The organism is Vibrio sp. GJ43-1, assembly GCF_055808835.1.
Genome location: NZ_CM147884.1, coordinates 1347107 through 1366050, shown reverse-complemented (window position 1 = coordinate 1366050; position 18944 = coordinate 1347107). Strand labels below are relative to the sequence as shown.

The window sequence follows — 18944 nt, the reverse complement described above, 5'->3', positions numbered from 1 at the left end:
ACTTGTTGCGAGCTATTCGTTTAAAAGCCGAACTATCTAAAAGTGCATCGCTTTCTTGGCGCGATAGCGTTTTATTGGCGCGATGTCGTTATTAAAGCAACAAAGCTTATTAGAAAAGGTTTTTAGACCAAGACACTTTTAGACCAACACAACCGCCGCGCAAACGTTTGCTTAATGTGCGTGACAATTGCGACGGATATTGGTATAAAGCTCACGAAATTTAGAAACCCAATTCAGGAGAACACCATGGAACTGTCAGCATTGACTGCTGTTTCACCAGTAGACGGCCGTTACGGAAGCAAAACAACTGCACTACGCAGCATCTTTAGTGAGTTTGGCCTACTAAAGTACCGCTCTATCGTTGAAATTCGTTGGCTACAAAAGCTTGCTGCTACAGATGCAATCAAAGAAGTTCCGGCATTCAGTGCAGAAGCAAATCAGTTTCTAAATGAATTAGCAGCTAACTTTAGCGAAGACGATGCTGCTCGCATTAAAGAGATCGAGCGCACTACCAACCACGATGTAAAAGCGGTTGAGTACTTCCTAAAAGAAAAAGTAGCTAAGTGTTCCTGAGCTTCACGCGGTTAATGAGTTCATCCATTTTGCGTGTACTTCTGAAGATATTAATAACACCTCTCATGCGCTGATGCTAAAAGAAGCTCGCGAGACTGTTATTCTTCCTGAACTTCGTAACATCATTGATGCAATCGGCAAACTTGCGGTTGAATATCGCGATATTCCATTATTGTCTCGCACACACGGTCAGCCAGCTTCTCCATCAACAATGGGTAAAGAAATGGCAAACGTGGCGTACCGTATGGAACGTCAATATAAGCAAATCGAAGCCGTTGAGATCCTAGGTAAAGTGAACGGTGCCGTTGGTAACTACAACGCTCACCTATCCGCTTATCCTGAGCTAGATTGGCACAAATTTAGTGAAGAATTCATCACTGAATCTCTTGGCGTTACGTGGAACCCGTACACAACGCAAATTGAACCTCACGATTATATTGCTGAGCTTTTTGACGCCATCGCTCGTTTCAACACTATCCTAATCGATTTCGATCGTGACGTATGGGGTTACATCGCGCTAGGTCACTTCAAGCAAAAGACCATTGCTGGCGAAATCGGCTCATCAACTATGCCACATAAAGTAAACCCGATTGACTTCGAAAACTCTGAAGGCAACCTAGGGCTAGCTAACGCGGTATTTGCACATCTAGCACAAAAACTTCCAGTTTCACGTTGGCAACGTGACCTGACTGACTCAACGGTTCTTCGTAACCTTGGCGTTGGTGTGGGTTACGCAATCATTGCTTATACGTCGACTCTAAAAGGTATCAGTAAGCTTGAAGTTAACCGCGAAGCCTTGCTTGCAGAGCTTGATAAGAACTGGGAAGTCCTGGCTGAACCAGTACAAACAGTAATGCGTCGTTACGGTATCGAAAAGCCGTACGAAAAGCTTAAAGAACTGACACGCGGTAAACGTGTAGACGGCGAAGCAATGCGTAACTTCATCGACGGCCTAGAGCTACCAGAAGATGAAAAAGTACGTCTTAAATTAATGACGCCAGCGAACTACATCGGTCAAGCGATTGAACTCACTGACAAGCTTTAATATCTAGTGTTAGAACCAGCCTTTCTACCTAAAGGCTGTGTTTTTTGTTCTATGATAATAAACGTTTGATATACATAAAAGGGGCTGCAGAATTGCAGCCCCTTTGTTTTTCTCTCAATTTTACATGGCCAAATATCATGGCGATACATGAGCATAACGCCTAACTAGGTGACAACATTACTTTTGCAAATCGTTTTCTGTGAGTGAATCCTTTAATGACTCATTTACTTTTGAAAAAACAACGTAATCGTCCCAACTTCCTGACCAAACTTCCTGATGCTCGTTAGATTGAAGAGGTGGTCTTCGTCTTGCCTGTAGAGCCAATCGTCAAATGCAACCGTGTAACTTGAACCATCTACCTCTAATTCAAAGTCGTACTGCCACCTCAGTGCATTCCCCACGGTTTGCCCTGTTGCGACGCCAATAATGTCATCAGCCGTTCCTTCGTATGAGCCATCGTCTAAACGCTTGATTGTCCAAATTCTTTGATCAGTTTCTCCATCATGAAAGATGAAGTCCTCTGTCAACGTTAAGGTGTCGCCGTCGACCTCTCCAATGATATCGACGACAAAGCGTCTTGTTTGTTTGTCTGTATAATCTTGAACCATTCCCCAAGCCCGAGACTGACCGTCAAAATAGCCAAATAAGTCAAAACTCGGTGTACTTTTATCGTACTCATCTAAGTTGGCACTGCAAGAAGTGAGCAATACCGTCACCATCAACCAGCATAACAACGCGAGCTTTTTCATCGATTCATTCCTATCAGTTGCGCTCTCAATTTAGGATACTGGCTGTTCGGCGCTAGCCAAATTCCAAGGAAGCCGTCATTTAACGCTTTATCGTTAATTCGTCCTACTGCTTGCAGTGGCTTTTCATCGGTCAAATAATAAAAATACCCCGATGCGCCATCTGATACATAAATCAATTGTTGTCCTTCTTCAATGTCGGGAAACACATCATAAAGCCTTGCGATCCATTGGTTTCTGGTTTCTTTATCAACACCCATTTTTTCCCATTGATCCAACGTTGCCTCTAATAGCTGTGTACGACTTATGTCTCTTTGGTACTGTATTCTGAGTGCAACTGGGTGCGGTGACACGTCAGACGATAACGTATAAGTACCTTGCGGTGTAAGAAGTTGTGAGCGATAGACATCGAAAAACAACCAACTAAGTTGAGCTTCTCCCACTACTTTCCAATGACGCCACGCTTCATAACTGACTGGCTTGTCCGGACTCGCACTCACTGGGGTTGTTACTGCGGCCAGCAATAACCCTAGCGTTGTTAATTTACGTATCATGATTCAGTACTCCTTTAGTCAAGCGCTGATAACTAACAACAAACCAGATGATCGCTAGCCACTCCACAAACAAAATCATCAGGGTCATGGATAAGGAATACCCTATGGTGACCGCATCTAGCTTATTACCCGCTAAATAACTCAGCGCGCCCCCGCGCCTCCTAGTATTGATACGTAGAAAATCGGATATTGCATCAAAGTGCTTCGTAAAAAATTGGCGTACCACGAAAATGCTAGCCATAACGTCACCAACCAAATAGGTAAAGCTGGTTCCGAAAAGATGAGCACATTCGTCATCACATTGAGGCTATCAAGAATAAGACCTAACAAGGCGATCAACACCACATCTCTTAGGCTGATAGATAGCACTCGATATGTCGATATGATTGTCAATATCGCCAGCGCGAGACCCAGCCATTGAAAACGCGCCTGACCAACGACAGAAAGAAACCATAAACATTGAAACCAAGTACTGACGCAAACAAGTTTAGCAACGTGTGACATTGTCTTTTCCTCTTCAATTGCGCCCAATTCGGTTATCTCGGTTTATTTCACGAGTTTCTCTGCAGAGTCATATGCACGGTGCTAATACTTTTCGCTCTAAAGCCCCCTTCGCAATAGCAAAAGTAATAGCGCCACATACGAATGAATCGCTCGTCATAGCCGAGTTGTTTTACCGTAGGAAGGGCTTGTTCGAACCTTGCTCTCCAATCGGCAAGGGTTGCGGCATAATCTAATCCGATGTCGAATAAGTCTCGCGTCACCAAGTCGGTATGCTTAGTACAAGCACTCGTCAATGCCGTGATTGAAGGTAGGAAGCCACCAGGAAAAATGTATTTCTGAATAAAGTCGACATTTTTTGAATAACTATCATAACGTTGGTCTGCAATCGTAATCGCTTGAATCGCCATCAACCCTTTAGGCTTTAACAACGATTGACACGTTGTCAAATATGAGGTCAGAAACTGCTTACCAACCGCTTCGATCATCTCTATAGAAACCAATTTATCGTACTGCCCCTCTAATAAACGATAATCTTGTTTTAATAACGTTATCTGTTCATTAAGCCCAAGCTCATTAATTTTATTTTGCGCATAATCAAACTGTTCATCGGAAATAGTTGTCGTCGTGACCTGGCAGCCATAGCGTTGAGCCATATAAATTGCCATTGCCCCCCAACCCGTTCCAATTTCAAGAACATGATCGTCACTAGAAAGTTGAAGCTGCTGACAAAGGCGCTCCATCTTGTTTAACTGCGCGGTTTCCAGTGAATCGGCATCACTGTCATAAATTGCCGATGAGTAAAGCATGCGCTCATCGAGGAAAGTTTCATATAACGCATTACCAAGGTCGTAATGGGCTTGAATATTCTCACGCGAGTTATCCAATGTATTTCGCTTCCCCCAATGCCCTAACCAATACAAGATACGAGTCAACGGTGTCGATTTCGCTTCAATAGTATCCAACGCCGCCATATTGATGGCCATTAATTCCATCAGAGCGGTCAGATCTGGGCTGTCCCACCACCCATCCATATAAGCTTCACCCGCAGCAATACTGCCGCCTTTGAGCAGACGACGATAAAAGTCAGGATGCTTAACTTCAATAACCGCATTTGGCTTACCACGTTCTGGGCGCCCAAAACGCTCACTGACTTGTTTGTTTATCGACCCATTTTGTTCAAAGCTTTCTACAATCGTTAAGCAGCCTATATCCAGTTTATACAGGCAATTGAATGCCACCGTTCTGGCTGTTTTTTGAATAGTTGTCAGTGTTTGAGAACTGACGAGCGTCGTGTCCAACATAAAGCACTCCCTTAATCTTTAGAATTTTGTTGAGATAAAGCCTCTGTAGGGCGAGTTTTTTCTCTGGATGATCGTATATTGGCATACCTTTACACCACAATTTAAAGGCGTGCCAATAAATGCCAGCCACCACTTTTACTGCCATTACGGGTGTTTTGATCAGCAGTGATAACAATTGCTTTGAGCAAAAAGTGTGACTATTCATTGATACGGTTGCATCAAATTCTTTGTCATCACGATGGCAGGCCAAGTGAACAAACAACCGTTCTCCAATAGGTTTAAGCTTCCATTTATATCGTTGAGCAATCGGATTAAATGGCGATACATGGAAAGCCTTATCATGTTGCCAATTTTCATCTTGTTCGCCACTTTGCGCTTTAACAGCGTAGTAGTGACGTTCATTCCAAGGCGTATTGCTCACCTCTGCTAACAAGTATTGCCATTGACCTTGCTTGTCGTAGAGGTAATAAAAATTGACCGGACTAAAATACAACCCCAGATAGCGTAAATGGCAGACAGCAATCACTTTACCTGTGAGCTTGTCTCCGGTAAGTTCGTGCACTTTAGCCTGTAAGGCCTGCTTTAAATCGCCTTGACCCAAATAGTCTGGACGATGAAACCTTGCCCAATGCCACCACTTATCACCAAAGCCCCATACGTTTTGTTTCAACTCATCTAGCTCATCGAGATCGATAGCGGGCATGAAAAGTGGGTAGCGCAAATAGTGCTTTTTCGGAGTGAAACGTCGATGATCAACACTTCCAACCATCAAACGACTGTTGACTGCTGAGCGACTCATGCTACCCCTTAATGGGATCGATTTGTTCGCGATTGAGAGCTTGAATCCCCTTGACCACGTCCAACGCGCTCCTTACACCATCTTCATGGAATCCGTTATACCAATACGCGCCACAAAACCAAGTCTCATTGTCTCCAAATAGTTCCTCTCTTCGATTCTGAGCTCGAATGGACTTTGAGGTAAATACTGGGTGAGAATAGTGAAAAGTACGCAGTATCTTATCGCTATCAACCAGGTTCGCGGAGTTGAGAGATACGCACAGCGTACTGGATGACTCAATGTGCTGAAGAATATTCATGTTGTATGTGAGCGTCGGCATTTGCTGCTCACACCCTTCGCTCAATGCATAGTTCCATGATGCCCAAGCGCGTTTTTCATCCGGTAGCAAACGAACATCCGTGTGCAATACCACTTCATTCGATTGATATTGCATATCCGCTAAAATACTCAACTCGTTGTTACTTGGCGCCTCTAGCATTCTCAATGCTTGGTCGCTGTGACAAGCAAAAATGACTTGATCAAACCACTGGGACTCACCATTGACAATCACCTCGACCGCATCATCGTAACGTTTAACACTCGTCATCGAGTGCATTGAGTTGTATCTTATCGGCAAAACCGCGTATTAAAGGTTCGATGTATGCCCGAGAGCCGCCATCAATGACATACCACTGCGGTCGATTCACTACATCAAGCAGCCCATGATTTAAGAAAAACCTTAAAAAGAAGCCTAAAGGGAATGCGCGCATATCTGCCAATGTCGAGGACCAAATCGCCGCCCCCATGGGTAGAATGTAGTTGGTACAAAAGTAGTCACTGAATTCGTGCTCATTGAGAAAAGAACCTAGCGTCGTTTCCGAGGCAATATCGTTCTCGGCGAATTCTTTCGCTAGTTTATTAAACCGTAATATTTCGAACACAAATCGGTAGAAGGTAGGACTGAACCAATTTTTCTTTTGCGCAAATAACGTTGAAACCGTATGGCCATTATATTCAAGCCCGTTCGCTTGATTTTTCACACTAAAACTCATTTGGGTTGGCGTGCTTGTCACACCAATCTCTTCCATCATTTTTATGAAGTTGGGGTATGTACGATCATTGAATACGATAAACCCTGTATCTACAGCGTGCTGTTCGCCATCAATGTCTATATCAACCGTTGCGGTATGCCCACCAATGTAATCGTTCGCTTCAAAAAGTGTCACATCGTGATCATTGTGTAAGTGGTAACCGCACGTTAGCCCAGATATTCCGGTCCCGATAATGGCAATTTTCATAATGAATTCCTTTTTAATTACGGCTAATCATTTCGTTGATTCTGTCGTTTTTTCGTTGTGCGTTCTTTAAAATAAACCGCCGATTAACGGGTATTTTGTTGACTAGTAGCTCGCTAACTAAGTAGATGGTTAACTGAGTAGCTTGTTTACGATGTAGCTTTGCCACGAGTACGGTAGCAACGATATAGCACGAATAATGGTGGTAAATTTTGCTGGAAAATAGATATGGGACTGTCTGTTGGCAACCCCCTTTTGAATTGCGGCTGACGCTTCCTCAACTTCTATCATCATTGGCATGTCGAAATCGTTTTTATCAGTTAAGGGCGTTCTTACAAAGCCGGGATATACGCAAGATAACTGTACACCTTTGGCTTTCCAGTCAACTTGCAATGCACGTATTAAATAACTCACCGCCGCTTTTGACGCTCCATAGGCTTCTGCTCTTGGCAATGCCAACTCACTTGCGATGGATCCAACGACCACAATATGATGTTTGTTAGATAGCAGCCCCTGAATCGCTTCCAAAACATGAATGACACCAAACACATTGACATCAAACACACGCTTCATTACGCCTGAATTAATATGACCTTCGTCCATATATTCACAGTCACCAGCATTAATGATCCACAACGTCGGCGTAGTAGGTAAACTTTTAATAGTTAGATCGACCTCGTCCGGATTAGTGACATCAAAGGACAATAAATGAATGTTCTCACGCCCCGCTTTTAACTCCTCTAATTTGAGTATAGAGCGTCCACAGGCATAAACTTCAAAACCTTGATTTGCATAATCGTCAGCAAGTTGCTTTCCTATTCCAGAAGAAGCACCTGTGATTAAAACGGTCTGATTTGCCGAGTCCATTAGTTACCCAACCTTTTTTAATGGCTTTGATTAGTCCACCAAGCACAACAACATGTTCATAGAGCATTTCACCAAGGTCAAAGTAGTCACGGTGGTAAATCACAAAACCTTGTTCAAATCGGATGTGACTCGCGCCTTTAACTGAGACCGATCTGACCACGGTTTAATTTCGGATGTTGAAGGTTCATGGTCCAAGTTAGAAAACCTTGGCTGTCCAACTGCTGTTGCTGCTCTATATCGAATTCGCATCGAATGACGTTGGCATAAAGCTCATGAAAATAAGTCACCAGATCGGGTTTTCCCTCTACCCTATGAGCCGGGTCCTCAAAAACAACATGGTCATGATAGATCCCCTCCAATAAATGCAGATTGTGCTTGTCTAGCTGCTGATACAGGTGGCTCACGTCGTTAATATCCACATCGTTTCCTTTTAAAATTCTGCCATCGCTTTATTAAATTTAGTCTGTTTAAAGTTATACAAGATTTTGTTTTTCAACTTTTTGTATAACTCATACGCAACGCTATTTAAAAAGATCAAAAAAAGCTTGGCGAATTCGCCAAGCTTTTTAATGAGTTAATGCTTATTACCACACGTGTGGATTTATACCTAGTTGTCGTTGTCCTAACGTTACGCTCCGCGCGATCAGTAATTTTGTTGGCGCAACGCATCAATACGCTTATCTAACGGTGGGTGGCTCATTAGTAGTTCCGTCATAGAGCGTTTACCATTGATACCAAATGCCATCATTGAGCCTTCTAGCTGCGACTCTTGGCTCATTTTTAAACGCTCTAGTGCTGCAATCATCTTGTGCTTGCCAACTAGTTTTGCAGCGCCTGCATCGGCGTAGAATTCACGATGACGGCTGTACCACATTGTAATAAAGCTCGCGAGGAAACCAAACACGAGTTCTAGTACCATAGAAACACCAAAGTAAACCATCATGTTACTTCCGCCCTCTTCGTCATTGTTATTTGATGACACAATATTGGCGATAAAACGTGATAGGAAAATAACAAACGTATTCACAACACCTTGCATAAGGGTCATGGTGACCATGTCACCGTTGGCGATGTGGCTCACTTCATGTGCCAACACCGCTTCAGCTTCATCTCGCGTCATGTTATGAAGTAATCCTGAAGAAACGGCCACCAATGAATCATCACGTTTTGCGCCAGTGGCAAATGCATTGATATCAGCAGAATCGTAAATCGCCACTGTAGGCATTCCAATACCAGCGGCTTGTGCTTGACGACTTACTGTTTCCAACAACCAATGTTCGGTTTCATTACGTGGGGTTTCTATGGCTACTCCACCCACCGATCGTAAAGCCATCCCTTTTGACATCATTAACGATATAAAAGAGCCACCAAATCCAAAAACAGCGGCCATCACCAACAAACCAGAAAGGCTACCAGGTTGCATCCCAGTCACTGCATACACGATATTAAGCACAACGCTTAAGACCAAAACAACAGCCAAGTTAGTTGCTAAAAAGAGTAAGACTCGCTTCATTCATATTTCTCCAGATTAAGAAGCTTTATTATGATCAAAGAATGGTTTCTCTGATTCTTTTATAGTGTCCTCAAAAACTCATCACTTCAAAGAATTTTTGGGATCGGGGTAACATTTTTCGACTTCACTATATACATAGTGTCTTAGATTTAAAAATCAAGGTTAAGCATTAAATTGAAACAAACCGTTAATTTCTTGATCAGGAACAACACCATAAGCCATTGAAATGATTATACCATCCCCAAATAGCACTAGATATGCAATTTGTCACTTACAATATTCCCTGCAAAAGGTCTTAGAACAAGACTGACATCGTTAGACTTTGGTCGTATTGAGTCTTGCTCCCCATACCGATAAAGTCGCCTGAGACTTATTAGTTCCATGCCGAAAAGGAAAACCTCATGGTAGAAAATAACAACTTTCAGATGGCGATTGACTTACTTTGTTGTCACTTAGGTATTAGTGAGGATGAAGCAAGAGAGCAGTTGGGTATTAGCGAAGCAAGTGAACTAGATACTCATATTTTAGAGACTCAATCTGCATTTGTCGGGCTTGCTAGCGAGAAATAAAAGCTTGGTTCTACGGTAAATCACGTGACGAATACAAGTAGCGAATAAAAAAATGCCGCTCTCAACTAGAGCGGCATTTTTTATTAAACATCTAGGACATCAAGATTAATGTACTTGCCAATGTTTCTTTGTTTACAACCAGGAACGTAAGGGATTTCACCAAGTTTTGGTGCCCCCATTTTGTGCTCTAGCATCTTTATGATATCCGCATAGTGTTCGACACCCGGATTGATGCGGTTTGCGACCCAGCCGACTAACTCAAGACCGTCGGCTTTTATTGCTTCAGCCGTCAGCATCGCATGGCTCAAGCAGCCCAACTTAATTCCAACAACAAGTACAACAGGTAAGGCTTCTTGCTTAACCCATGTCGACAAACAATCGTCTTCAGAAACCGGAACGCGCCAACCACCCGCGCCTTCTACCAATACGAAATCACTATTTTCTTTGTGTTGCTTTAAGACCGAAGAAAGCTTCTCATAATCCACGCTTACACCATCAGCTAACGCCGCGATATGTGGTGATGCAGGTAAAGACATCGCATATGGATTAACCAAATCATAATCAACGTTAACGGTTGCCGCTTGCTGTAGATGCAAAGCATCTGAATTGCGCCAACCATTTTCTGTCTGCTCACACCCTGCCGCAACTGGCTTATAGCCTATCGTTGCATGCCCTTGGTCTCCTACAGCACTTAATATCGCTTTCGATACCACTGTTTTACCAACTTCAGTATCCGTACCTGCAATAAATAATGCTTTCATCATAATGTCACTAACCCCAAACAAACTTGATAACTCGCTGGTAATAAACCCACTGGATTTGAGAACTTGTTGTATTCCATTTCTAGCTTCTGCAATGTTTTCTTGCCAGTAAAGCTACGGGAGCGCCCCTTTACATGGGTAGCACCGATCCCTTTCAAGTCCTTCATCAAATCAAGTGCGGTTTGATACCACATAACTATTTCCGGGCAGTCTAGTTGATACTTCACACTACCAGATTGCGCCAACGCAATTTTTATCTGATTTGTCGAGATAAATCGATTCACATGCTGATATTCGTCAACTTTGCTCCAAGCGGCACTCAATTCTTTAAGCGAACCCGTAACTAACGTTGAAAAGGCGTACTGCCCACTTGGCTTGGTCACTCGTTTGATTTCCGCTAGCGGCAGCGCCAAATCATCACACCACTGCAATGCCAGACTCGACACGACGTAATCAAAGCTGCTACTTGAGAAAGAAAGCGCCTCTGCGTCTTCGACGTGATACGTGACTTTTTCATTTCCGCACCGTTGTCGTGCTTTATGTAACATCTCGCGAGATAAATCAGCACACACAACGCTTGCCCCTCGCTGAAGTAATGCTTTCGCGCAATAACCTGTGCCGCACCCTAAATCCAGTACGGTTGTTCCACTTAAATCATCTGGCAGCAATGCCAATAACTTGTCCGCAACTTGCCGTTGAAACTTAGCGTGTTCATCATAGCGTGCAGCCGCACGGCTAAAGGCGGTAGAGATGGCCAATTTGTCATTGGCTTCTTCTTGGATAACTAACGCTTCTGACATGGTAATTCCTTTGCCGACTCTTCCAGACAATTCACTAACGCGCTAATGTCCGATGACGTATGTGTGGCTGATAATGTAATTCGTAAGCGCGCAGTGTCCTTAGCAACCGTTGGTGGTCGTATCGCGGTCGTCCATATACCGTTAGATTTCAGCGCCGAACAAAGTGCTAGCGTATTCACTTCATCCCCCATAACCCAGGGCTTTATTGGCGTTTGCGTCTCCACATAAGCAGGTAAGTGAGCGACACCTTCACGAAACATCGCCCCCAATTCAGACAGTTTCTCTCGACGCCATGCTTGAGTTTGAATCATAGTGAGCGCCGTCAGTAGTGCAGAGGCATGCGCTGCAGAAAAGGCCGTAGAATAAATATAGTGGCGAGCAAATTGCGTAAGATATTCAGACATAGCTTTAGAACACAAAACCGCTGCGCCATTAAGCCCAAATGCCTTACCAAACGTCACGACCAATATGTCAGGCTTGCGTTGGCACTGCGACAATGCACCAAGCCCGTCATCACCTAGCACACCGATACCATGCGCGTCATCGACCATCGTCATCACATTAGCTAACTGACATTGCTGTATGAATTCATCGACAGGTGCGATGTCCCCATCCATGCTAAATACACTCTCGGTAACAGCTAACGTGGGCGTGCTTGGCAAGAATAGCGATGCTAAGTGACTAAGATCCCCGTGACGATAGCGCTTCATCGTTGCCGGGCTCAACATGCCCGCCTCCATTAACGAGGCATGATTAAGGCGGTCTTGCAGCAGAAGATCCCCCTTCTCTAGCAATGAGAACAGCAAAGCTTGATTAGCGGCAAAACCCGATGAAAAAAATATCGCATTGTCATAGCCAAGCCATTCACTCAATGCACTGTCGAGATTAGCGTGAGAGGTAGAATACCCGGTCACCAAAGGTGAGGCTCCGCTACCCGAGCCATATTTGGCTATCGCTTGCTGGTAGGCCAACGCCAGCTCTTCACTGGCAGCCAACCCTAAATAATCGTTAGACGAAAAGTTGATAAAGCGTTCACCGTTCAAAGCAAACTGGCGATGATTGCCATCACCAATTGCTTGAGTGCGTCTGAGCAAGCCTTGCTGCTGTCGTAAAGAGATCGCCTGCTCTATGCGGCTATCAAACGCCTGCTTCATAGAAAAGGTCATCTTTTTCAGGACGAGAAGCAACACGCATCGCCACTTGGTCTAGTAAATCGCTTTCTTGGACTTCATCCGGTTTTTGCGAGGTTTCTTCGCGATTGATACCCAACTTATTAAACAATTGCAGATCAGTATCTTCATCTGGGTTTGGCGTCGTCAATAACTTACAGCCATAAAATACTGAGTTGGCGCCAGCCATGAAACACAGCGCTTGCATCTGCTCATTCATGTTTTCGCGCCCTGCCGACAAACGAACAGCGGATTGCGGCATCATGATTCGAGCAATGGCGATAAGGCGAATAAAATCAAACGGCTCTACATCATCAACCGCTTCCATTGGCGTTCCTTTCACTTTCACCAACATATTAATAGGCACGCTTTCTGGATGCACCGGAAGGTTAGCCAATTCCATAAGCAAACCTGCTCGGTCACTGGCACTTTCGCCCATACCGATGATGCCACCAGAGCAGATTTTCATACCCGCATCACGAACGTGACTAAGCGTATCCAAGCGGTCTTGATAAGTTCGCGTGGTAATGATTTTGCCGTAAAATTCTGGCGAGGTGTCTAAATTATGGTTGTAGTAATCAAGACCAGCATCGGCAAGATGACTCGCTTGCTCTGGAGTTAGCATGCCCAACGTCATGCACGTCTCTAACCCCATATCCTTCACGCCTTTTATCATTTCTTTGAGCAAAGGCATGTCACGTTCTTTCGGGTTTTTCCATGCAGCTCCCATACAAAAACGAGTCGAGCCTGCCGTTTTTGCTTTTTGCGCCGCCTCTAATACTCGGTCAACTTCCATGAGTCGCTCGGCTTCAACATCGGTACGGTAGCGCGCACTTTGCGGGCAGTATTTACAATCTTCTGGGCAAGCACCGGTTTTAATAGACAACAAAGTACTCACTTGCACATGGTTTGTTTGCTGGTGTTGCCTATGCAATGTTTGTGCTTCAAAAAGTAGGTCCATGAAGGGTTTGTCCATCAGGGCCGAGACTTCCGCTAGCGTCCAGTTATGTCTTACTTCCACAGAAAATTCCTTGCTCACATTATTATTAGTCTTGGCTAGTGTACCCACAGTCGTTACACTGTCAACACCGACCACGCTACGGCGTTGACATCTGATTAAATAATGAACAGAGAGTTATGATGGATCTCGACTTTGATCGCCAACACATTTGGCACCCTTACACCTCAACGCTTAACCCTTTAACCTGTTACCCAGTCACCTCCGCCAATGGGGTAACTATTGAGCTTGAGGATGGACGTAAACTCGTGGATGGCATGTCATCATGGTGGTCAACAATTCATGGCTATAACCACCCATTACTTAATGATGCGCTAAAACGTCAAACTGACAAAATGGCGCACGTTATGTTTGGTGGGATCACTCATGAGCCTGCAATTAACGCCTGCAAGAAGCTCATCGCACTATCACCAAGTAATCTCGAGCACGTTTTTCTGGCCGACTCAGGGTCGGTGGCGGTAGAAGTCAGTTTGAAAATGGCATTACAATATTGGCACGCAAAAGGTGAAAGTCGCCCCAAATTTCTCACTTTAAGCCATGGCTATCATGGTGATACCTTCGCGGCGATGTCTGTCACTGACCCCAATAATTCTATGCATAGTTTGTATAAAGGCTTTTTACCAGAGCACATCTTTGCCAATTCGCCCAACATTGCCTTTGGGCAGAAATGGGACGAGGCTGACATTGAAGACTTTGCAAATAAACTTGCTAGCCACCACAGTCAAATCGCCGCTGTCATCCTCGAGCCTATTGTTCAAGGGGCTGGAGGCATGCGCATCTATCACCCAACCTTTCTTAAAAGAGTGCGCCAGCTATGCGATGAGCATGGGGTATTGCTCATCCTTGATGAAATTGCCACAGGCTTTGGTCGTACAGGTAAGCTCTTTGCATGCGAACATGCCAATGTACAGCCAGATATTATGTGTGTCGGTAAAGCACTCACAGGAGGCTACATGACATTGTCGGCCACCCTAACATCGAAGCATGTGGCAGATACAGTGTGTGGAGGTGAGGCGGCGTGCTTTATGCACGGGCCTACGTTTATGGGAAACCCTCTCGCTTGCGCCGTCGCCGAGGCGAGTTTATCGCTTATTGAAACTCGGTGAATGGCAACAGCAAGTCTCATTAATCGAGTCTTTGTTTGCCGAGCTTCTACCACCGCTTTTGCAGTGTGACCGAGTCAGCGATGTACGCTGGTTAGGAGCGATAGGGGTAGTTGAGGTAACCACTGCCGTTAATATGGAAGTGATTCAACAACATTTTGTTGATAGTGGTGTTTGGATTCGACCATTTGGTCGCTTGATTTACATGATGCCACCTTACATTAGCCAACCTGAACACATTGCTAAACTGGTTCAATCGATTAAAGCAGCGTTAGACAATGATCAGTGCTTTACTTAACCGCTAAATAAGTGAGCTCTACATTCGTTAGCGATTTAAGCCACTCACTCAAATCGCTAACGTGGTCATGTCGCCGTCGGCTTCTCTAGGTTATTTTAGGTACTGTAGTTTAGATACCATAAGTTTAGGTACCGTAGTTTAAGCGCAACTATCTTAGCTGGCTGTCCTTACTCGCTCGGCGGTTAAATAACGACGAGCGCTGATATGCGTGCTCCAGCGACGATTGACAATGAAGACACAAACGAACCCCTTTTATGGCGTTACGCCTCGCCTCCGGGATATCCTCTCCACATTCGTCACAAAATTGCGCACTCTCTCCTGTGATAAGATTACGTCTTACTCGGCTAATTTCGTCATCAATATTATGCTGAATTTGTTGACTAACACTGTCGTCACCTGCCCATCCAACTGCCATACGCCCTCCTCGAAGATTGATTGAGAAAATCGTGTTTATCGCAGTACCACACTGCGATGACGTTGCACATTATATCGACAGCAACGGTTTTAATAAGGTGGCAAAACGCCAAAACACTATTACCGCCGTGTAATAGTCAACAGCAACCGTAACCCGCACACACCGGAGAGGCAATTCAACATCTTTAAATACTACGCCCATAAAAAAGCCCAGCGAGTGCTGGGCTTTATCATTCTATCAATTGGTATTAACCAATGTGAGTCACACCGCGCATATACGGTTGCAGCACAGTTGGGATAGCAATACGACCATCTGCTTCTTGGTTATTCTCAAGAATAGCAACCATAGTACGGCCAACAGCCAAACCTGAACCATTTAGTGTGTGAACGAGCTCTGGCTTCTTCTCACCTTTACGGCGGAAACGAGCCTGCATGCGACGTGATTGGAAATCCCACATGTTTGAACAAGATGAAATTTCACGGTACGTTTCTTGTGCAGGAACCCAGACTTCAAGATCGTAAGTCTTACGAGCGCCAAAGCCCATATCACCTGTACACAGAACCACTTTACGGTAAGGCAGTTCAAGAAGCTGTAGCACTTTCTCTGCGTGACTAGGTTAGTTCTTCAAGCGCGTCCATTGAATCTTCAGGCTTAGTAATTTGTACTAATTCCACTTTATCAAATTGGTGCATACGAATCAGACCACGAGTGTCACGACCGTATGAACCTGCTTCAGAACGGAAACATGGCGTATGCGCTGTCATTTTAACAGGCAGGTCTGCTTCATCCGTAATGGTATCGCGAACCATGTTGGTCACTGGTACTTCTGCCGTTGGGATTAGAGACAGCTTACGCGGCTCTTCATCACTCACTTTTTCAACAAGCGGCTCAGTATGGAAAAGGTCTTTACCGAATTTAGGTAACTGACCTGTGCCGTAAAGGCTATCTGCATTCACTAAGTAAGGGACATACATTTCTGTATAACCATGCTCATCAGTGTGGAGATCCAGCATAAATTGTGCAATCGCACGGTGAAGACGCGCAAATTGCCCTTTCATAACGATAAAGCGAGCACGCCAGTAATCTTAGTCGCACTTGCGAAATCAAGGCCACCTGCAATTTCACCTAGGTCAACGTGATCTTTCACTTCAAAGTCATATGACTTTGGTTGACCCCAACGAGAAACTTCTACGTTTTCGCTTTCGTCTTTACCATCTGGCACATCATCCGCCGGGATGTTTGGCACAGACAACGTAATATCGTCAAGCTCGGTCATAAGCGCCGCTAGCTCAACTTTTTTCGCTTCAAGATCGCTACCTAAAGTACCAATCTGTTTTTTGATTTCTTCAGCGCCTTCTTTATCGCCAGCCGCCATTTTCTGACCGATTTGCTTGGAGATGGAATTGCGCGTGGATTGTAAATTTTCTACTTCGACTTGAATCGACTTGCGTTGCTCTTCAAGTTTACGAATAGTTTCTACGTCAAGCGTAAAGCCACGACGCGCCAATTTTGCAGCTGTTTCATCCAGCTCTGTACGAAGTAATTTAGAATCCAGCATTGCCAATCCTATGCATTAGGTTATGAATACGTTTATAAGCGATTAATTTATAACCGCTGATAAATCTTGATAATTGAACCGGATAACGATAACGAAAAGCCACTACTTTTCATAGCGCTTTTGTGGGCTTTTTGCGTCTAAATCGGCAAGATAATCTAACTTTTCACCAATTTTGGTTTCAAGACCGCGATTTGTCGGCTGGTAGTAGCGTGTACCACTCATTTCAGGGGGCAAATATCGCTCACCTGCCGCGTAAGCACCAGGTTCATCATGAGCATAACGATACCCTTCTCCGTAACCCATATCTTTCATTAAAGAGGTAGGAGCATTGCGTAAATGATGAGGCACTTCATACTCAGGTAATTGGTGCGCGTCTGTTAGCGCTTGCTTCCAAGCCGTATATACAGCATTACTTTTAGGCGCGCAGGCAAGATAGACGATCGCTTGTGCTATCGCCCGTTCACCTTCAGCCGGACCAATACGAGTAAAACAATCCCAAGCCGACATCGCGACTTGCATAGCTCTGGGGTCTGCATTACCGATGTCTTCTGACGCTATCGCTAATAAACGCCTAACGATGTATAACGGATCACAACCAGCAGCAATCATACGTGCCGACCAATACAGAGCGGCATCTGGGTTTGAACCGCGAATGGACTTATGCACCGCTGAAATAAGGTCATACCAAATGTCTCCCTTATTATCAAAACGATTTACTTTTTCTCCAGCGACTTCCGCAAGTAAAGGCAATGTGATCTGTTTTTCACCTTGTGCATTGTCCTCTGCCATATCATAGAGCAGCTCAAGATAATTAAGAGACATACGGGCATCACCATTAACGAGCTCAGCCAATCTATCTAAAACATTGTCCTGAAACTCCACCTAAGCACCTGACCTAAACCACGCGCTTCATCTTGAATCGCTTGCACAAGTACTAGCAGAATATCGGCCTTATCAAGCGAGGTCAGCTTATAGACCCGTGCTCGAGACAATAATGCGTTATTAAGTTCAAACGACGGATTCTCTGTCGTCGCCCCAATAAACGTCACCGTTCCATCTTCAATGTGTGGTAAAAAGGCGTCTTGTTGGCTTTTATTAAAGCGATGGACTTCATCCACAAATAAGATGGTTCGCTTGCCTGCCAGTTTGTTTTCTCGCGCTCTTTCAATAGCAGCACGAATATCTTTAACACCCGAGGTCACTGCGGATACTCGCTCGACTTCTGCGTCAGCATAATTTGCCGCCACTTCAGCAAGCGTCGTTTTCCCAGTACCTGGGGGACCCCATAAAATCATAGAGTGAAGCTGGCCCGCCTCTAAAGCACGACGAAGTGGCTTACCCACTCCAAGAATATGTTGCTGGCCAATGTACTGCTCCACTGTTTCTGGGCGCATTCTCGCAGCCAGGGGACGAAAATCTTCGTCCCCTGAAAAATCAAAACTAAAATTACTCACGTAATCCCCTAGTTTCTTTGATCATCAATTTCTACCCCTTCAGGAACGACAAAAGTGAAGCGCTCCGATGAGGGTTTACCCACCTTAATCGTTTCAAAAACAAACTGACCTTGCTGGCCATCTTGCTCAATCACGTTAAAACCGTGCACGATCCCTTTCGGGTCAATATTAATTTGGAATTGACCTTGCGTTGAATCAACGGCGGTTGGTGTCAACGTAAACATATCGCCGCGCTGTTCAATGCTGTAATTATCCCAATCACTGGCGCGGTTACGTGTCAGCAATACAAACGGGGTTTGTTCCGTCGCTTGTTCTTGATTATAAATACTCACCTGCTCAATAAATGGGCTGTAATACCAAAGATTGCTGCCATCTGATATCAATACATTTTCATCCGGTAAGGTGGTCACCCAGCGAAACATACTCGGACGAGCAATTTCAACATTACCTTCACCTTCCATGACAACCTCACCATCAGGGCTAGTCACGGTTTGTGTGAAATTCGCACTGAATCCATCATTAAGCTGTAATCGTTCACTCAGCTCTTGCTGTGGCGATGCAGACGCTGTAAAGCTAAATGCAGAAACGGTGACGAGTACAAGCGAAAGCCATTTATTCATAAT

The 18944-nt window shown here is 44.6% G+C and carries 14 protein-coding genes and 6 pseudogenes; 3 read left to right on the top strand and 17 right to left on the bottom strand.

Going from position 1 to position 18944, the window contains the following annotated elements:
- Positions 1-246 precede the first annotated feature (246 nt).
- Positions 247-1618, top strand: a pseudogene (gene purB / locus AC0L66_RS06610) (adenylosuccinate lyase).
- A 224-nt stretch (positions 1619-1842) separates the two neighbouring features.
- Here the strand turns inward: purB and AC0L66_RS06605 are convergent.
- From AC0L66_RS06605 to htpX, 9 genes and pseudogenes are all read right to left on the bottom strand, one after another.
- Entirely contained in the window at positions 1843-2367 is a 525-nt protein-coding gene (locus AC0L66_RS06605; RefSeq protein WP_473568803.1) for a DUF3833 domain-containing protein, read from the bottom strand.
- Positions 2364-2918: a chalcone isomerase family protein gene (locus AC0L66_RS06600; RefSeq protein ID WP_473568801.1), complete on the bottom strand. Its 555-nt coding sequence runs from the start codon at positions 2916-2918 to the stop codon at positions 2364-2366. The genes AC0L66_RS06605 and AC0L66_RS06600 overlap by 4 nt, the downstream gene beginning before the upstream one ends.
- Positions 2919-3059: 141 nt before the next feature.
- Positions 3060-3422, bottom strand: a complete 363-nt coding sequence (locus AC0L66_RS06595) for a DUF2878 family protein (protein ID WP_473568800.1) — start codon at positions 3420-3422, stop codon at positions 3060-3062.
- Between the two features lie 47 nt (positions 3423-3469).
- Positions 3470-4723 (bottom strand): SAM-dependent methyltransferase, encoded by a 1254-nt coding sequence (locus tag AC0L66_RS06590; RefSeq protein WP_265673414.1) that lies wholly within the window; start codon positions 4721-4723, stop codon positions 3470-3472.
- Positions 4638-5522 (bottom strand): DUF1365 domain-containing protein, encoded by an 885-nt coding sequence (locus AC0L66_RS06585; protein WP_473568799.1) that lies wholly within the window; start codon positions 5520-5522, stop codon positions 4638-4640. The genes AC0L66_RS06590 and AC0L66_RS06585 overlap by 86 nt, the downstream gene beginning before the upstream one ends.
- A 1-nt stretch (position 5523) precedes the next feature.
- Positions 5524-6799: pseudogene (locus AC0L66_RS06580) on the bottom strand (NAD(P)/FAD-dependent oxidoreductase).
- 129 nt (positions 6800-6928) lie between these two features.
- Entirely contained in the window at positions 6929-7663 is a 735-nt protein-coding gene (locus AC0L66_RS06575; RefSeq protein WP_265673411.1) for an SDR family NAD(P)-dependent oxidoreductase, read from the bottom strand.
- A 13-nt stretch (positions 7664-7676) separates the two neighbouring features.
- A pseudogene (locus tag AC0L66_RS06570) lies at positions 7677-8082 on the bottom strand (nuclear transport factor 2 family protein); the annotation flags it as partial.
- Positions 8083-8306: 224 nt separating this feature from the next.
- Positions 8307-9176 carry a protease HtpX gene (gene htpX / locus AC0L66_RS06565; protein ID WP_265673409.1) on the bottom strand — a complete coding sequence of 290 codons (870 nt, stop codon included), beginning with the start codon at positions 9174-9176 and terminating at the stop codon, positions 8307-8309.
- A 401-nt stretch (positions 9177-9577) separates the two neighbouring features.
- Between htpX and AC0L66_RS06560 the strand changes: the two genes are divergently transcribed.
- Complete coding sequence (locus AC0L66_RS06560; RefSeq protein ID WP_265673408.1) at positions 9578-9745, top strand: hypothetical protein; 168 nt, start codon at positions 9578-9580, stop codon at positions 9743-9745.
- Positions 9746-9828: 83 nt separating this feature from the next.
- Here the strand turns inward: AC0L66_RS06560 and bioD are convergent, their stop codons facing one another.
- The 4 genes from bioD to bioB are packed head-to-tail and all read right to left on the bottom strand — an operon-like array spanning position 9829 to position 13496.
- The gene (bioD, locus tag AC0L66_RS06555) at positions 9829-10509 is read right to left on the bottom strand and encodes a dethiobiotin synthase (RefSeq protein WP_265673407.1); all 681 of its coding nucleotides are present in this window, start codon (positions 10507-10509) and stop codon (positions 9829-9831) included.
- Positions 10506-11306 carry a malonyl-ACP O-methyltransferase BioC gene (gene bioC / locus AC0L66_RS06550; protein ID WP_473568798.1) on the bottom strand — a complete coding sequence of 267 codons (801 nt, stop codon included), beginning with the start codon at positions 11304-11306 and terminating at the stop codon, positions 10506-10508. Before bioC ends, bioD begins: the two co-directional genes overlap by 4 nt.
- Positions 11291-12460: an 8-amino-7-oxononanoate synthase gene (locus AC0L66_RS06545; RefSeq protein ID WP_473568796.1), complete on the bottom strand. Its 1170-nt coding sequence runs from the start codon at positions 12458-12460 to the stop codon at positions 11291-11293. Before AC0L66_RS06545 ends, bioC begins: the two co-directional genes overlap by 16 nt.
- Positions 12444-13496, bottom strand: coding sequence for a biotin synthase BioB (bioB, locus tag AC0L66_RS06540; RefSeq protein ID WP_265673404.1), 1053 nt, complete (start codon positions 13494-13496; stop codon positions 12444-12446). Before bioB ends, AC0L66_RS06545 begins: the two co-directional genes overlap by 17 nt.
- 119 nt (positions 13497-13615) lie before the next feature.
- On the opposite strand from bioB, the pseudogene bioA reads away from it, so the two are divergent.
- Positions 13616-14894, top strand: a pseudogene (gene bioA / locus AC0L66_RS06535) (adenosylmethionine--8-amino-7-oxononanoate transaminase).
- A 148-nt stretch (positions 14895-15042) separates the two neighbouring features.
- On the opposite strand, the gene AC0L66_RS06530 reads toward bioA, so the two are convergent.
- The 4 genes and pseudogenes from AC0L66_RS06530 to lolA form a co-directional block, all read right to left on the bottom strand.
- Positions 15043-15309 carry a DksA/TraR family C4-type zinc finger protein gene (locus AC0L66_RS06530; protein ID WP_265673403.1) on the bottom strand — a complete coding sequence of 89 codons (267 nt, stop codon included), beginning with the start codon at positions 15307-15309 and terminating at the stop codon, positions 15043-15045.
- Positions 15310-15556: 247 nt separating this feature from the next.
- Positions 15557-16867: pseudogene (gene serS, locus AC0L66_RS06525) on the bottom strand (serine--tRNA ligase).
- A gap of 102 nt (positions 16868-16969) precedes the next feature.
- Positions 16970-18321: pseudogene (locus AC0L66_RS06520) on the bottom strand (replication-associated recombination protein A).
- A gap of 8 nt (positions 18322-18329) precedes the next feature.
- Positions 18330-18941, bottom strand: a complete 612-nt coding sequence (lolA, locus tag AC0L66_RS06515) for an outer membrane lipoprotein periplasmic chaperone LolA (RefSeq protein WP_265673400.1) — start codon at positions 18939-18941, stop codon at positions 18330-18332.
- Positions 18942-18944: the final 3 nt, after the last annotated feature.

Coding starts and splice junctions, on each gene's coding strand:
- AC0L66_RS06605 (WP_473568803.1), bottom strand. CDS start 2,367: ATGAAAAAGCTCGCGTTGTTATGCTGGTTGATGGTGACGGTATTGCTC.
- AC0L66_RS06600 (WP_473568801.1), bottom strand. CDS start 2,918: ATGATACGTAAATTAACAACGCTAGGGTTATTGCTGGCCGCAGTAACA.
- AC0L66_RS06595 (WP_473568800.1), bottom strand. CDS start 3,422: ATGTCACACGTTGCTAAACTTGTTTGCGTCAGTACTTGGTTTCAATGT.
- AC0L66_RS06590 (WP_265673414.1), bottom strand. CDS start 4,723: ATGTTGGACACGACGCTCGTCAGTTCTCAAACACTGACAACTATTCAA.
- AC0L66_RS06585 (WP_473568799.1), bottom strand. CDS start 5,522: ATGAGTCGCTCAGCAGTCAACAGTCGTTTGATGGTTGGAAGTGTTGAT.
- AC0L66_RS06575 (WP_265673411.1), bottom strand. CDS start 7,663: ATGGACTCGGCAAATCAGACCGTTTTAATCACAGGTGCTTCTTCTGGA.
- htpX (WP_265673409.1), bottom strand. CDS start 9,176: ATGAAGCGAGTCTTACTCTTTTTAGCAACTAACTTGGCTGTTGTTTTG.
- AC0L66_RS06560 (WP_265673408.1), top strand. CDS start 9,578: ATGGTAGAAAATAACAACTTTCAGATGGCGATTGACTTACTTTGTTGT.
- bioD (WP_265673407.1), bottom strand. CDS start 10,509: ATGATGAAAGCATTATTTATTGCAGGTACGGATACTGAAGTTGGTAAA.
- bioC (WP_473568798.1), bottom strand. CDS start 11,306: ATGTCAGAAGCGTTAGTTATCCAAGAAGAAGCCAATGACAAATTGGCC.
- AC0L66_RS06545 (WP_473568796.1), bottom strand. CDS start 12,460: ATGAAGCAGGCGTTTGATAGCCGCATAGAGCAGGCGATCTCTTTACGA.
- AC0L66_RS06530 (WP_265673403.1), bottom strand. CDS start 15,309: ATGGCAGTTGGATGGGCAGGTGACGACAGTGTTAGTCAACAAATTCAG.
- lolA (WP_265673400.1), bottom strand. CDS start 18,941: ATGAATAAATGGCTTTCGCTTGTACTCGTCACCGTTTCTGCATTTAGC.